The sequence below is a fragment of the Achromobacter sp. CSND-B12 genome, from assembly GCF_052906545.1.
Genome location: NZ_JBREGJ010000001.1, coordinates 3,850,911 through 3,864,974 on the forward strand (window position 1 = coordinate 3,850,911; position 14,064 = coordinate 3,864,974).

At 68.3% G+C, this 14,064-nt stretch carries 14 protein-coding genes; 4 read left to right on the forward strand and 10 right to left on the reverse strand.

The window, feature by feature from the left end; all coding sequences use genetic code 11:
* Positions 1–159: 159 nt before the first annotated feature.
* Complete coding sequence (locus tag ACUTAG_RS18060) at positions 160–810, forward strand: DsbA family oxidoreductase (RefSeq protein WP_006388669.1); 651 nt, start codon at positions 160–162, stop codon at positions 808–810.
* A gap of 48 nt (positions 811–858) precedes the next feature.
* Here the strand turns inward: ACUTAG_RS18060 and ACUTAG_RS18065 are convergent, their stop codons facing one another.
* Entirely contained in the window at positions 859–2,130 is a 1,272-nt protein-coding gene (locus tag ACUTAG_RS18065) for a hypothetical protein (protein ID WP_148317557.1), read from the reverse strand.
* 17 nt (positions 2,131–2,147) lie between these two features.
* The gene (locus ACUTAG_RS18070) at positions 2,148–3,140 is read right to left on the reverse strand and encodes a Bug family tripartite tricarboxylate transporter substrate binding protein (RefSeq protein WP_020925237.1); all 993 of its coding nucleotides are present in this window, start codon (positions 3,138–3,140) and stop codon (positions 2,148–2,150) included.
* 142 nt (positions 3,141–3,282) lie between these two features.
* Here ACUTAG_RS18070 and ACUTAG_RS18075 point away from each other — a divergent pair, with 142 nt between their 5' ends.
* Complete coding sequence (locus tag ACUTAG_RS18075) at positions 3,283–4,188, forward strand: LysR substrate-binding domain-containing protein (RefSeq protein WP_020925236.1); 906 nt, start codon at positions 3,283–3,285, stop codon at positions 4,186–4,188.
* Between the two features lie 144 nt (positions 4,189–4,332).
* Positions 4,333–5,811: a glutamate-cysteine ligase family protein gene (locus ACUTAG_RS18080; RefSeq protein ID WP_047993373.1), complete on the forward strand. Its 1,479-nt coding sequence runs from the start codon at positions 4,333–4,335 to the stop codon at positions 5,809–5,811.
* Positions 5,812–5,868: 57 nt separating this feature from the next.
* Here ACUTAG_RS18080 and ACUTAG_RS18085 read toward each other — a convergent pair whose 3' ends face one another.
* Together ACUTAG_RS18085 and ACUTAG_RS18090 are read right to left on the reverse strand one after the other, a co-directional pair.
* Positions 5,869–7,656: a patatin-like phospholipase family protein gene (locus tag ACUTAG_RS18085; protein WP_054506170.1), complete on the reverse strand. Its 1,788-nt coding sequence runs from the start codon at positions 7,654–7,656 to the stop codon at positions 5,869–5,871.
* On the reverse strand, positions 7,653–8,570 hold the full coding sequence (locus ACUTAG_RS18090) for a hypothetical protein (protein WP_148317555.1): 918 nt from the start codon (positions 8,568–8,570) through the stop codon (positions 7,653–7,655). The genes ACUTAG_RS18085 and ACUTAG_RS18090 overlap by 4 nt, the downstream gene beginning before the upstream one ends.
* Positions 8,571–8,665: 95 nt before the next feature.
* Here ACUTAG_RS18090 and ACUTAG_RS18095 point away from each other — a divergent pair, with 95 nt between their 5' ends.
* Positions 8,666–9,172 (forward strand): CesT family type III secretion system chaperone, encoded by a 507-nt coding sequence (locus tag ACUTAG_RS18095; RefSeq protein ID WP_020925232.1) that lies wholly within the window; start codon positions 8,666–8,668, stop codon positions 9,170–9,172.
* Positions 9,173–9,204: 32 nt separating this feature from the next.
* Here ACUTAG_RS18095 and ACUTAG_RS18100 read toward each other — a convergent pair whose 3' ends face one another.
* The 6 genes from ACUTAG_RS18100 to ACUTAG_RS18125 are packed head-to-tail and all read right to left on the reverse strand — an operon-like array spanning position 9,205 to position 14,045.
* Positions 9,205–9,471: an EscF/YscF/HrpA family type III secretion system needle major subunit gene (locus ACUTAG_RS18100; protein WP_020925231.1), complete on the reverse strand. Its 267-nt coding sequence runs from the start codon at positions 9,469–9,471 to the stop codon at positions 9,205–9,207.
* Between the two features lie 10 nt (positions 9,472–9,481).
* Positions 9,482–9,754 (reverse strand): EscE/YscE/SsaE family type III secretion system needle protein co-chaperone, encoded by a 273-nt coding sequence (locus ACUTAG_RS18105; protein ID WP_020925230.1) that lies wholly within the window; start codon positions 9,752–9,754, stop codon positions 9,482–9,484.
* A 26-nt stretch (positions 9,755–9,780) separates the two neighbouring features.
* On the reverse strand, positions 9,781–11,142 hold the full coding sequence (sctD, locus tag ACUTAG_RS18110) for a type III secretion system inner membrane ring subunit SctD (protein WP_148317553.1): 1,362 nt from the start codon (positions 11,140–11,142) through the stop codon (positions 9,781–9,783).
* Between the two features lie 25 nt (positions 11,143–11,167).
* The gene (sctV, locus tag ACUTAG_RS18115) at positions 11,168–13,261 is read right to left on the reverse strand and encodes a type III secretion system export apparatus subunit SctV (RefSeq protein ID WP_070780657.1); all 2,094 of its coding nucleotides are present in this window, start codon (positions 13,259–13,261) and stop codon (positions 11,168–11,170) included.
* A gap of 8 nt (positions 13,262–13,269) precedes the next feature.
* Positions 13,270–13,629 (reverse strand): type III secretion apparatus assembly chaperone SctY, encoded by a 360-nt coding sequence (locus ACUTAG_RS18120; RefSeq protein WP_020925227.1) that lies wholly within the window; start codon positions 13,627–13,629, stop codon positions 13,270–13,272.
* A gap of 8 nt (positions 13,630–13,637) precedes the next feature.
* A complete protein-coding gene (locus tag ACUTAG_RS18125) occupies positions 13,638–14,045 on the reverse strand; it encodes a type III secretion apparatus assembly protein SctX (protein WP_020925226.1) in 408 nt (135 codons plus the stop codon).
* Positions 14,046–14,064: the final 19 nt, after the last annotated feature.

The window sequence follows — 14,064 nt, forward strand, 5'->3', positions numbered from 1 at the left end:
CAGGCCACGGCATAGATGATGTGGTCCAGCAGGCATTCGACCTGCCTGTCCGCCTGGCGCCGGCAGCCGGATTTGCCCTGAATCCCTGGCAGGCCCAGGGCTTTTGCATGGCGGCGCGCGGCAATGTTCTACGCTAATCGCCTGTTCCCGGAGATCGCCATGCCCAAGATCACTATCGATTTCGTGTCCGATGTTGCCTGCCCCTGGTGCGCGGTGGGCCTGGGCGGCCTGCTGGCCGCGATGGAGCGGGTGGCGGGCGAGGCCGACGTCGAACTGCATTTCCGGCCGTTCGAACTCAATCCCGACATGCCCAAGGGCGGGCAGAACACCATCGAACGGCTGATGGCGAAATACGGCTACAGCCGCGAGCAGGTGCAGGCCAATCGCAAGGTGATCAGCGAACGCGCGGCAGCCGTCGGCATGCGCATGCGCATGGAGGATGACAACCGCTCGTTCAATACCTTCGATGCCCATCGCCTGTTGCATTGGGCCGGATTGCAGGGCCAGGCCGGCCAGACCGCGCTGAAGAAGCGCCTGCTGGAGGTCTATCACTACGAGAACCACGACACCAGCGATGCCCAGGTGCTGGCGCGGGCCGCGGCCGACGCCGGACTGGATGAAGCGCAGGCGCGCGAGGTGCTGGCGTCCGGGCGCTATGCCGACGAGGTGCGTAAGGAAGAGGCCGACTGGCGCGACCGGGGCATCACGTCCGTGCCGTCGGTGATCCTCAACGGCAAGTACCTGGTGTCCGGCGGCCAGCCGGCCGACGTGTTCGAACAGGCGCTGCGCCAGGTGGCGCGCGAGGGCTGAGGCGGCGCCCTTGCGGGCAGCCCGGCCGCCGCATTCCGTCGACCGCCTTCAAGCCCGCACGATCGGGCCCACGTCCAGCACGTACATCTGCCGCTCGCCTTCGTGCACGGAATCGATGCAGACCTGGGTGCCGTCGCGGCTCCAGCGCGGATGCAGGTCGCAGCGGTTTTCCTTGGACAGCGCGGGATCGGCGTAGAAACTGCCGAGATCGTGGCGTTGTCCCGTGCGCATGTCGTACAGGAACAGGATGCGTTCGTGCGTGACGGGATCGGGATAGGTATCGCTCAGCAGCCAGCGGGTGTCCACCGGCGAAAAAGTCATGTGGCCGTTTTCGGTGAGGATGCCGTCGCCGACCACTTGCACCTGGCCGCCGTCGGCATCCTCGTACAGGTGGTAGTGGATGCTGCCGGCGTGCGGCCCCCACACGATGATCGAGCGGTCGTCGCGCCACAGCGGGTGCGAGATCTGGTATTCCGACTTCTCGTAGTCGAAGGTGCCGACCGCGTTCGGATCGAAGTCGGCGGCCAGCTGCGGCAAGGGATGGTCGGAGCATTCCAGCAGGCGCATGTCGCTGCCGTCCGGATTCATCGTGATGAGGCGGTGCAGGAAGCAGGTTTCGTCCTCGACCCGTTCGGTCCAGCGATGCAGGAACAGGACGCGGGTCGATGACGGGTTGACCTCGATGTGGCTGACCCAGTGGATGGCGCGCTCCATCGAGGCGCGCGGGTGGAAGTTGCGCAGTTCGGCATAGCTGACCAGCAGGCGGTGGTCGCCGCTGTCCAGGTCCAGGGCGTGGATGCCGTCGTCCGCCGGGGCGTTGGCCACCGGGCCCGGCGCGTGTTCGCTGTAGCCGATGGTCTGGTGCGTGATGTAGAGCCGCCGGTAGTCCACGCACAGCGCGTAGCGGCTGTTGGGCGCGGCGACGTAGATCGGCAGCGGCAGGTAGCGGGTTTCGCCGGTGGCGAGATCGTGCACCGCCGAGCGCAGGCCGGGATAGAAACCGCTTTCGTCGTCGCGGCGGCAGTTGTAGATCAGCTGCGGTTCGGCCTTGCCGTCCAGCCATTGCAGTTGGCAGCCCATCTGCCAGTTCCAGGCGGTGGTGGCGCCGACGGCGTGGTAGCGTCCGCCGTCGCGCAGGTCGAAGTAGCCCACTTCGGCCTGCAGTTGCGGGGTGAGCACCGCATCCTTGAACGCGGTGCGATTGGCCAGCAGATAGCGGCCGTCACGGTGCCAGACGGTCTTGTTGTAGTAGCCGAAGAAATGATGATGCGGCGCGGCGCCCAGGCGGCGGCAGGCGATGGGTGTGGTCATGCGAGTCATGGGTCGGGAAAAAAGGTTCAACCGGCGCTGATGTGTTCGGCCTCGATGACCTTGTTCCAGCGGGCGCGTTCGCGTTCGACGAAGGCGCGCGCCTCGGCCGGGGTGTTGCCCACCGGGGTCATGCCCAGGCGTTCGAGCCCGGCGCGGAACGCGGGGTCGGCGTAGACGCGGCGCAGGTCGGCGCTGATCTTCTCGATCAGCGCGTCGGGCACGTCCTTGCCGGCGGCCAGCGTGGTCCAGGAGGTGACCGTCAGGCCTGGCAGGCCGGCCTCGGCGGCGGTGGGAACGTCGGGCAGCGCGGCCGAACGCGTGGCGCCGGTGATGGCCAGCGCCTTGAGCTTGCCGGACTGGATGTAGCCGATGGTGGTGGGCACGTTCTCGAACAGCAGCTGGATCTGGCCGCCGAGCAGGTCGTTGAGGGCGGCGGAGCTGCCGCGGTACGGTATGTGTACGATCGGGGCCTGGGAGGCGGTCTTGTAGAGTTCGCCTACCATGTGTACCGAAGAGCCCACGCCGGCCGAGCCGAAGTGCAGCGTTTCCGGCTTGGCCTTGGCCTGCGCGGTAAGCTCGGCAAGGGTGGTGGCCTCCAGCGCTGGATTGGCTACCACGACGTGCGGCATCTCGGCGACGATGGTGATGAGCTTCAGGTCGTCGGCGGGGCGGTAGTTCAAGGTCTTGTAGACGCCATAGGTGGCGTGCAGGCCGATGGAGCCGAGCAGCAGGGTGTAGCCATCGGGCCCGGAATCGGCCACGTATTTGCCGCCGATATGGCCGCCGGCGCCGGGCCGGTTCTCGACCACGACGGACTGGCCATAGAGCTTGCCCAGGTGTTCGGCGAGCAGGCGCCCCTGGATGTCCGAACTGCCGCCGGCCGTGAACGGTACGATGATCCGTAACGGTCGGTCGGGATAATTGGCTTGGGCCTGCACGGTGAACGGCAGGGCCGCGCCGGCGAGGGTCAGGCAAAGGGCTTGCAGGACGCGGCGGCGCCAGGGACGGCATGAAAACATGGTAATTCCCCACAGCAGTTGGATTTCAAGAGGGGCGCGAGTGACCACACCCTGGGAGCCACGAGTGTAGGAGTGGCGAGGGTATTTGAAAAAATTCTTTTTTCGGCATAGGCTATGCAGGTTTGCAATACCCTGTGACGCCATGAGCCGACCGCTGAATTTCCGTCAGATCGAAGCCTTCCACGCGGTAATGCTGGCCGGCACCACCACGGGTGCCGCGCAGATGCTGCGCACCACCCAGCCGTCGATCAGCCGCCTGCTGGCGCAGGCGCAGCAGGCCAGCGGCCTGAAGCTGTTCGACATGGAGCGTGGCCGCCTGCGTCCGACACGCGAGGCCAAGGACCTGTTCGACACCGTCAAGCGGCACTTCGTGGGCCTGGAGCGCATCGAGGATCGCGTGGCCGCCATGCGCCGCAGCGGCAGCGGCGTGCTGCGGCTGGCCTGCACGCCGGCGCTGGGCCTGGGCATGTTGCCGGGCGCGGTCGAGGAATTCGCGCAGCGCTATCCCGACGTGCACATCAACATGCAGACCGTTGGCAGCCAGTACCTGCGCGAAGGCCTGCTGCATGGCACCTACGATGTGGTGGTGACGACGGTGCCGCTGGACGGCGCGCACCTGGCGCTGCACAGCCTGCACGAGAGCGCGGCGGTCTGCGTGATGCGGCCCGACCATCCGTTGGCCGCGCTGCCCGCCATCGGCATCGCCGACCTGAACGAGCGCCGGTTGCTGGTGTTGAACGCGGACGACGACGTCTACCTGCAGCTGCGCGGCGCCATGCTGGCGCACCAGGTGCAGCCGGTGTCCGAAATCGAGACCACCTATTCCTCGACGATCTGCGCGCTGGCCGCTGCCGGCACCGGCCTGGGCATCGTCAATCCGTACATTGCCGACGTGTTCGCGCAGCAACTGGCGATAAGGCCGTTCACGCCGAGCCTGCCGGTGCGCGTCTGCATGGCTTATCCCGCGCAGACGGCGCCGTCGGTGGTGACGGAAGCCTTTGTCGACATCCTGACGCAACGCTTCCGGGCCATGGCAGACGTCGCCTGATCCGGGGCCTGGCGGAACGTCCGCGCAATTCGTGTTACTAAGTCTGCACTGCGTCCATTGTCCCTGGAGAATTCGCCCCATGTCCGCCGCCATCCCTCGAGTCCGGCATCGCCCCGCCGCCATCCGCCCGGGCGGAGCGGCGCGATGACGCCGCTCGCCGGACGCACGCTGGGGTTGGAGATGGAAATGGCGGTGGCGCGGCACGATACCGGCGCCAGCCACCCGGTGGCCGGCTACTTCGAAGCGCTCGCCGCGATCAAGGCCGCGCGCGGCGAAGCGCCGGACCTGTCGCGCATTGGCGAGCGGGCGGTGGGCGTGTCGGTGGCGGCGGGCGAGAGCGGGCTGGACAACGGCTTCAACCTGCTGGAAACCGCGTTCGCCCCGGTGTCCGAGCAGGAAGGCGGATTGGCCGAACTGGCGCGGCGCATCACGCGCGAGCTGCGCGATGCCTGCGCCGCGCTGCAAGCGGAAGGCGCGGTGCTGTTGAATGTGTCGGAACATCCGGATTGCACGCTGGATCCGCAGTGGTACGCGGCGGTGCACGTGCCGCGGCCGATCTATCACGAACTGGTCGGCCACCGCGAATGGCTGCACCGCGTGGGCATCGACGCCAAGGCCCAGAACAGTCCCTGCACCTCGGTGGACGTGTCGCAGGCGGCGCGCGCGCTGAACGTGGTGCTGGCGCTGGCGCCGGCCAGCATCGCGATCTTCGCCAACAGTCCGCTCGCGCAGGGGCGCGTGACCGGCCTGAAGGAAAACCGGCTGACCGTTTGGGACCGCATGTTCCGCCATTCGCGCTATGCCGGTGATTACTACCTGCAGCGGCTGCCCGAAAGGCCGTTCGTGGACCTGGGTGATTACTTCCGCTGGATGTTCGCGCCCGGCACGGCGAGCCGTTGCCTGCCCTTGGCCGTGGACGAGGGCTACAAGTCCGCCGCTGGTGTGTATCTGCACGGCGCGCCGTCGCTGTCGGCCTTCCTGGCGTCGGATGGCTGGCCGGGCCGGCGTTCGGACACCGGTGAAACGGTGACCATGACGCCACAGGGCGGCCATTTCGAGTATTCGCAGTTCGCGCATTTCCTGGATGCGCGCTGGCGCTACCGGCTGGCAACGCCGCCGCCGCTGGAAGCGCTGCGCGAGGCCTGGCGGCGGCCGGGCGGTATCGAGGACCTGTACGCGGGCCTGGGCGCCATCGGTTATATCGAAGGCCGGGCGCCGGGCGCCGGGTTTGCCGACGCGCAGTTGCTGCGGGAGGCGGGGGCGTCGGTGGCGGCCACGCTGGTGATGGCGCCCTCCGCGTTGCAGCTGGGCCTGATGCGCAACCTGTCGCAGGCGGAAGACTTGCTGCGTTCGTGGGGTTGGTTGCGATTGCGCGCGATGCGCGCCGATGCCATGCGCGACGCGCTGCACGATCCCGCCGTGCGGGCCTTGGCGGGCGAGGTGCTGGCGGTGGCCGAGGGCGGGTTGGCGCGGCACGAGCGCCCTTGGCTGGCCTATGCCCGCTATGCGGTGGACGCGTGCAGCACCGGCGCCGACCGCATGCTGCGCCTGTGGCGCGAGCTGGAAGGCGACCCCAACCGGTTGGCGGCGATCTGCCGCGCGCGGGCCGTGGTGCCGCTGTAAGCGGCAGACGGCGGGCAGGCCTTGCACGGGCCGCCCGCTGCTTGCGGACGGCGCGCTTCAGACGCGCAGCAGCATGGGGTCCAGTCCCGGCGTCCGGTCCAGCAGCGCCAGCAACTGACGCTGCAAGCCATCCGGTGCGGCGCCCGTGCGCAACGCCTGCTTTTCATCGTCGGTCAACAGCCCCGCCAGTTCCTCCAGGCTGCCGCATTCCATCGAGTAGGCTTGCTGGGTGCGGGCGTCGATCTGCTCCAGCGATTTCCAGGCCGACAGCATATGGGCCTGGTGCTGGGTCTGGTCGCTGATGTTCGAGGTCAGCGTGCCGATGCCGCCATGGAACACCGGCAGCGCATTAGGACCGGCCGCCCACACCTTGCGCTGGTCGGCGAGATCCGCGTCCGCCTGGTTGGGATGGCCGGTGACCAGGTTGACGAAAAACGAGGTGATCTTGCCCAGCGCGCCCGGCGCCGGCCGCTGCGGCGGTCCGCCGTGCATGATCTGGTAGGCCTTGCCGTTCTCGTCGAAGGTCAGCAGCAGGGTACGGGCGCGGGCCTGCGCCATCTCCGGGCCGGCCAGCGGGACCCGAACGCCGTGGGCGTTGACGGGCCGGGTGAACACCTCGGAAGGCATGTTGCTGCCGATGCCGCCATCGGCATAGACCTTCCTGCCGCCCTCCGCGGTTTCGATCGACACGGCCTTGAATGCGATCGGGAACGCCATCGAGATGCGCGCGGCATACGCCACCGGCATGTCCGGATGGGTGTCGGCGTCGAAGTACGTTTCGCCGGGCGGGGTCTTGCCCCAGCCGGTCAGCGTCAACTGTTTGAATTTTTCAGGCGCCAGCTGGTTCAGCAATTTCAGGTCGCCGAACGTGACCATGTTGTCCTCGTGCGGCTGATCGAAATCGGGCGTTTGCTGCAAAAGGGAAAGACGGGCGAGTTGCCGGTCGTCCAGCCGCCCCTGGTCCGCCAGGGCCACCAATCTGTCCTGGAATGCCGGGGTGTTCCAGTGTTCCGTCAGATAGCTGCGCACGCTTTGGGCCGTGGTCTGATCGATCACCTTCAGCGACGCGAAGGCGGGCGCCAGGCCGCCTTCCATCCGCACGCCGGGATAGATGCGCGCGGCGTCGGCGCCACCCTTGAGCGCATCCAGCATGCCGGGGCGAAACAATGCGTCGGCCGGGCCTTTCTCGAATTGCGCCGCGCTCAGGCCGGCCGCCAGGCAGGTGGCAGTCAGCGCGCCCGCCGAGGAGCCCGCCAGGTGCTTGATACCCGCCAGCATGCCGGCTTTCTCCAGCTGGTCCAGCCCGGCGCTGTAGCCGATCCCCTTGGCGCCGCCGCCTCGCAGCACCATGTTCTCCAGCTGGGGCGCGGGACGGATGACCACGAACTTGTCGCCGCGTGGAATGATCTGCGGGCGGGTATCGACCGGGCCCAGATTGGACAGCAGTTCGGCGCGGGCGGCGTCGACCTTGAGCCGGTCCAGGGCCATGACGGCCTGCTTGCCGGCGGACTTCATGGCGTTGGCGAAATCCTTGCCGGCGACGGAGCCGTCGTCCTTGCGCGCAAGGGCATCGAAGGTGCGCTGGACGATGGAATCGAAACGGGTCTGCACGTCGCTGGCAAAGCCCTCGATACCCTTGGCGCCCATCATGTCGGCAAGCGCGCTGGTCTCGCGCAGGAAGTACTGCTCGAAGGACTGCCTGGCCGAGTCCACATGCGCGGCGTTGCTGTCGGGGGTGACGAACAGGCCTTTCAGCTGGCCCAGCAGTGATGCGGGTTGTTGCGCGGGCGGCTGCCAGACGGAGGCGGCGGCGCTGTTCTGGATGGCGCTGGAAATTCCGTTCATGCCAGGGCTCCCGGTGTGGTCGTGCCGGCCACGGCGGCCGCCGTGCCATACGCGATCTGCGCGTCTTCCAGCGCCAGGTTGCGGAGCAGGGCGCGCGTGTCGCTCGCCTGTGCCACCTGGTATTGCAGCCAGCGCGGCCACGTGTCGTCGTCCAGGCTTGTCAGCGCGACACGGCCGGTCGCGGTGATGAACTGGCGGCTGTCCAGGCCGACCACGTAGGCGTGGCCGCGCAACGCGTTCTGGTTGATCAGCAGCGCGCTCTTGATGACCGCGCGGCGCAGGGCGCCTTGCAGGGCGGCGGCGTCGTGCAGGAAGAAGTCGGCCAGCAGCAACCGGTTGGATGGGTGCAGCGTGATGCGGCCGGGCAGGTCGTCGAACAGCAGATCGAACTGGCGCGCGCCGATGGGCAGGGCGTCCAGTCCGCAAGCCCGGGCCAGGCGCGCCAGGTCGTGCTCGGCCTGGCGCGCATCGCCTTGCGGCCCGCGCGGCAGCGCCGATGCGGAGTATGTGTCGTGCGCGAGCGGTCGCTCGAGGCGATCGAGTTCGCGCAGCAGCGCATCGGCGGTGTCATGCAGCGCCTGGGCATCGCAAGGCGAATACAGCGCAATGCTGAGACTCGGGCCGAGTTCAGGGGAAATGCCGCCGATCAGGCCTGCGCCCAGCCGTGTATCGAAGCCGCGACGCAGCAGCGCTTCGCCTTGCGGATCGTCAAAGCCGGGGGCGTCGTTGAAGGCGTGGCGCCAGGCCGTGAGGACTACGCTGCCGTCATAGGCATTGCGGGCCATGCCCACCTGATGGTGGTCGTCCACCGGCGCGGCCCACTGCGCGGGCTGTTGCGTGTCGTTGGAATGGAAATGCGCGTGCGTGTATTGCGCGGCCGCTTGCGCGATGTCGAAGAGGGAGTTTTGCGCCATGAAGAGCTCGCCGAGTGGAAATCACTCCCTGAGTAACCGCGGACCCTCTCCGGGTTCCCAGTCGGGGCTGGGATTCGCGCGATGCGGGTGCCATAATGGCGGCTCTTCAATTTCGTGCCTACGGCCAGCCGCGCAAGACGACGCCGGTATCGCCCTCCATCATCGTGTCAGACTCCCACTTCGCCCAGGCGCTTTCCGAACTTGGCCAGGCGCTGGGCATTCCCGCCTTGGCGCCGGCCGAGGGCGGGCTGTGCCAGCTGGCGTTCGATGGCCGCCACCTGGTGCAACTGCTGGCGCACGGCGCGCGCGGCCAGATTCTGCTGTCATGCGCGGTGGGCGGCGGCAAGATGGACGGGGCGCAGGCGCTGTTGGCCGCGCAGGGCAACTTCCTGCAGGCGGGCGGCGGCGTGGTGGCGTGCGCGGCGCCGGACGGCCGCATGCATCTGCAGCTGGGCGTGCCGCGCGAACAATGCAACGCCCAGGCGCTGCTGGCGGCGATCGATGCGCTGCTCAACCAGGTCGAGGCCTGGGAAAAACGCGGCGCGCGCGCCGAACCGGACGCGCCGCGGCGCACCCCCACATTCATGCGGCAGTCGGTATAGCGCCGGCGGCCGGCATGCGCCGGCCGGACGGGTCAGCTGGCTTTCTGGATCACGCCCTTGAGCGAGTCGGCGATCTGCTTGGTGATCGTGCTCTGGATTTCGATCAGCATGGTCCATTGCTGCACTTGCTGCTGCATCTTCAGCATGTCCGCCTGGGACACGCTGCCGTCGGCGTTGGTGCGCATGGTCGACAAGGTCGTCTGCAGGTTGCTTTCCTGCGAGCGGATGCTGTCGTAGATCGTGTTGTTCACGCTGTTGAAATTCAGGCCGGACGAGCCGGTCAATCCGTTCAGTGCCATGGTGCGTCTCCTAGCGGGTCGAGCGAGAGAAGGGGGAAGGCGGCGCGGCGGTGCGCGCCGTTGAATCAAGCGTCATGCCGGCCAGCACCTCGCGCGCCGCGGCGGCGGCCTGCGCCACCGCCTGGCATTGCTGGAAAGCGACGGGCACCAGGCCCGAGTCCAGACGCTCGCGGGCGGCCTGTTCGAGCGTGGCGAGCCGTTGCGACAACGTGGCGCGCAGCTCGGCGCCGCCGGGCGCGGCAAGGCGTTGTTCCAGTTCGGTCAGGGCGGTCGGTGCGTTCATGGTTGCGAAATGGGCGGTTCAGGGGGTCAGCGCGTCACGATGGCCGTGCGCGGGCCTTCGAAGATGATGCGGGTGTTTTCCACGGCCACCAGACGGTACTTGCGGTAGACGCCGCCCACCAGCAGCTTGCTGCCGTCTTCGAGCACGACAAAGGGTTGGGCGCCGCCCACCACGCTGCGGATCACGAAGGGCACGCTGTCGGCCGCCGCGGTGGCGCTGGCGGCGGCCAGCCTGGCCACGCCGAGATGGCTTTTGTTGAAGTCGTCGAGCGCCTCCTGCAGGCGCGCCTGTTGATCGTCGTCGAGCGCGCCGGCGGCGATTTCGAGGTGATCGGGTTTCCAGGTCAGGGTGACGCCGGAAAGGCCGGCATCCACCAGCCTGCTGGAGAGCGTGTCGCTCACCTGCTGGGCCAGCGCGATATCGTTGCCCAGCACGGTCATGCCGGGCAGCTGCGCCCGCAGCGCGTCCAGCGCCGAGGCGCGCTCGCGCGCGCTGCTGGCGATGCCGGCCACAATGAGGCGGCCGTCGCCCTCGTAGCGCGGCTCATAGCGCACGTTGAAGGCGCGCAGCGCCGTGCTCGCGGTGCGCACCGCGGCGTCCTCGTTGCTGATGCGCATGGCCGGCATCGGCCAGATCTGCGACAGCGCCGCCGCCACGGCGTGCTGCTCGGCGGCGTTGCGCACCCAGCCCGATACCGTCACCACGCCGTCGCGCGCCATCGAGACATGCAGCCGCGAGGCCAGCCCCATGCGTTCGAAGACCGCGGATATCTGCCCCACGGATTTTTCCGCCGCGGCCAGGCGCGGATCGACCTGCGGCGCGCGGCTGGCGGTGGACTGCGGCATCCATGCCAGGAAAATGGCGACGACGACGGTCAGCACCACGGCCGCCAGCCCGAGCAGCACCGGCCAGGAGTCGCGTTTGCGACGTCGGCCTTGTATCGGCGGCAGCGGCAGGCGTCGCTCCAGCAGACGTTCTTCGTCCGGGTTGGGCGCCGCCGCCGCGGGAGCGACGGACGGCGCGGCCGCATCGTCGGCGGCCGCCACCACCACTGCGCCGCCGGCCAGCGCATCGTTGGCGGCGTCGGGCGGATGGGCCCAGGGGTCGCCGCGGCGGGCGACGGTGATCCAGACCGGACCCAGCGGCACGGGACGGTTGAATGGCGTGCGCGGCTGGCCGCCGGCCGGATCGGCCGGCGCGCCGTCATCGGTCGCCAGGTCCCAGCCGGTCTCGCCGATGCGCAGGCGGGCGGCGCGCGGACCCATGCCGTCGTCGGCCAGCACGATGTCGCAGGCCGGGTCGGCGCCCAGCACCGCGCCATCGGCGGCCAGGCAGCGGGCGTCGCGATGCAGGCCGGACAGCACGCGCAGTTCCAGTGCTTCGCTCATGAGGGGGCTCCGGTTGCGGGTGTCTTCACAGATCCACCCGGGCCAGCGGCTGCACGTTGATTTCCTGGGTCAGCTCCTGGTAGGACAGCACCGGCAACTCGTACAGGTCCTGCTCGATCATCTTGCGCAGGTAGCGACGGATGTCCATCGAGGTCAGCAGCACTGGCTTTTGCGCGGCCGCGGCCAGATCGCCGGCGGCGCGCTTGATGTTGTCCACCAGCTTCCTGGAGGCATTGGGGTCGAGCGCCAGGTAGCTGCCGGCCGAGGTCTGGCGGATGGCGCCGCGCACGGTTTCTTCGACGTTGGGCGCCAGCAGGTAGGCCGGCAGGATGTTCTGGCCGCTGGAGTACTTGTAGCTGATGTGGCGCTTGAGAGAGACGCGCACGTATTCGGTCAGCAGCACCGAGTCCTTTTCCTTCTGGCCCCATTCGATCAGCGCTTCCAGCACCGCGCGCAGGTTGCGAACCGAGATGTCCTCGGACACCAGCCGCTGCAGGATCTCGGCGATCTTCTGCACCGGCATCACCCGCAGCGCTTCCTTGACCAGGTCGGGGAAGCGGTCTTCCATGGCCGTCAACAGGAAGCGCGTTTCCTGGATGCCGATGAAGTCCGACGAGTATTTCTTCAGCACGAAGGCCAGGTGCCAGGTCAGCACCTGGTGCGGGTCCAGGAACGGGATGCCGGCGGCCGTCAAGGTGGGCGCCAGGCCGGCGTCGACCCAGAGCGTCGGGACGTTGGGCAGGAAGCGCTTGTCGGTTTCGTAGGGCACCTGCAGCGCCTGCAGGTTCTGTTCCGTGTCGCGCACCAGCACCGCGCCCGGCCGCAGCTTGCCCTGGGAGACCGGCACTTCGGACAGCAGGATGTTGTAGCTGTCCGCCGGCAGCGCGTCGTTGAAGCGCAGCTGGATGCCGGGGAACGGCACGCCCAGGTCGAAATAGAGCGCGCGACGGATCTTCAGCAGTTCTTCGTTGAGCTCGTCGGCGTCGAAGCTGCGTTGCAGCGCGGCGGCCACGTCGATCATCAGCGGCAGGGTGGGCGCGAACTCGGCGCTGCCGTCGGCGCGCGGCCTGGCCTGGGGCTTCTGGCCATCGGCCGCCAGGGCGGGGATTTCGGTGATCTCGCCGGTCTTCTCGTCCACCACCTTGCGCGTGCCGCGCAGCAGCACGAAGCCGATGGTGCCGACCACCGCGGCCAGCGCCAGGAAGGTCAGGGTCGGCATGCCCGGGATCAGGCCCATGCCGATCGCGATGGCGGCGGCGATCAAGAGCGCGCGCGGTTGCGCCAGCACCTGGGCGCCGATGTCCTTGCCGACGTTGGAGGGGCCGTCGCCGGTCTGCACCCGGGTCACGATGATGCCGGCGCAGATGGCGATGAACAGCGCCGGGATTTGCGCGATCAGGCCGTCGCCGATGGTCAGGATCGAGTACACCTGCACCGCCTCGCCGGCGGACAGGCCGCGCTGCATGGTGCCGATGAGGATGCCGCCCAGCAGGTTGACCGCGACGATGATGAGTCCGGCGATGGCGTCGCCCTTGACGAATTTCATGGCGCCGTCCATGGCGCCGTACAGCTGGCTTTCCTTTTCCACCACCGAGCGGCGCTTGCGCGCCTCGTCCATGTCGATGGTGCCGGCGCGCAGGTCGGCGTCGATCGACATCTGCTTGCCGGGCATGGCGTCCAGAGAGAAGCGCGCCGCCACTTCGGCCACGCGCTCGGCGCCCTTGGTGATGACCACGAATTGCACGATGGTGAGGATCAGGAACACCACCAGGCCGACAATGAGATTGCCGCCCACCACGAAGTTGCCGAAGGTCTCGATGATGTGGCCGGCATCGCCCTGCAGCAGGATCAGGCGGGTGGTGGCGATCGAGATGCCCAGGCGGAACAGCGTGGTGACCAGCAGCACCGACGGGAACGACGAGAACGCCAGCGGCGATGGCAGGTACATGGCCACCATCAGCAGGATGGCCGACAGCGTCATGTTGGCGCCGATCAGCACGTCGACCAGCGTCGTGGGCAGCGGCAGGATCATCATGAAGATGATCGAGACGATCAGGACCGCCAGGACGATATCGTTGCGGCTGGTGGCGGCGGCGACGACGCGGTTCAGGGCTTGCATGGGGCGGCTCAAGTCGTTTCTGCTTCGGTGGGCGCGGCCGCCGGGGCGGGGCGCAGGGCAACGTAGGCGCGCATGGCCGCGGCGGCCTCGTCGCGCCGCTCCAGGGCCAGCAGGGCCTGCGAGCGGATCAGGTGGAACGAGGCGTCGATGCCGCCCTGCATGGCCAACAGGTCGAGGGTAGCCAGGGCGGCTTCGGATTTGCCGGCGCGCAGTTGGGCCAGCGCCAGGGTGGCGAGCTGGCGGTTGTCGGCCAGGCCCAGTGTGCGCAGCGCATTCAACAGCACCGCGCTCTTTTCCGGGCGGTTGTTTTCCAGATAGACATAGGCGAGCAGGCTGAGCAGTTCGCGGGCGTCGGGCGTCAAGGACATGGAGGTGTTCATCCCTGGTACAGCGCGCTGCGATACATGGCGACCAGTTCGCGCAGGCCAGCTTCGTCCTTGAGCAGGCGCACCGCGCGGTTGAGCGCGCGGGCGTCGTCGGCGCTGCGCTCCGGGCCCTGTTCGGCCGCGGCGCTCAGGCCTTCCAGCGTCGATTGCAGGGCCTGCGCGAACTTGCCCGGCAGCAGCAGGTCGCGGTTGGACACAGTGGGGCGCAACTGGTTGTCGAGGTAGCGGTCGATGTTGGGCGTGTCGAGCAACTGGGCCAGCTGCGCCTTGACGCCGTCCGCGGGAGGCGCCAGTTCCTGGCGTTCCGGCAGGTGCTGGCCCGCCGCCTCGCGGCCGGCGTAGGAGATGCCGTCCAGGCCGCGGTCGAAGGCAAAGCTGTTGATGCGCATGTCGGACATGATTCGGGGTCTCCGTCGT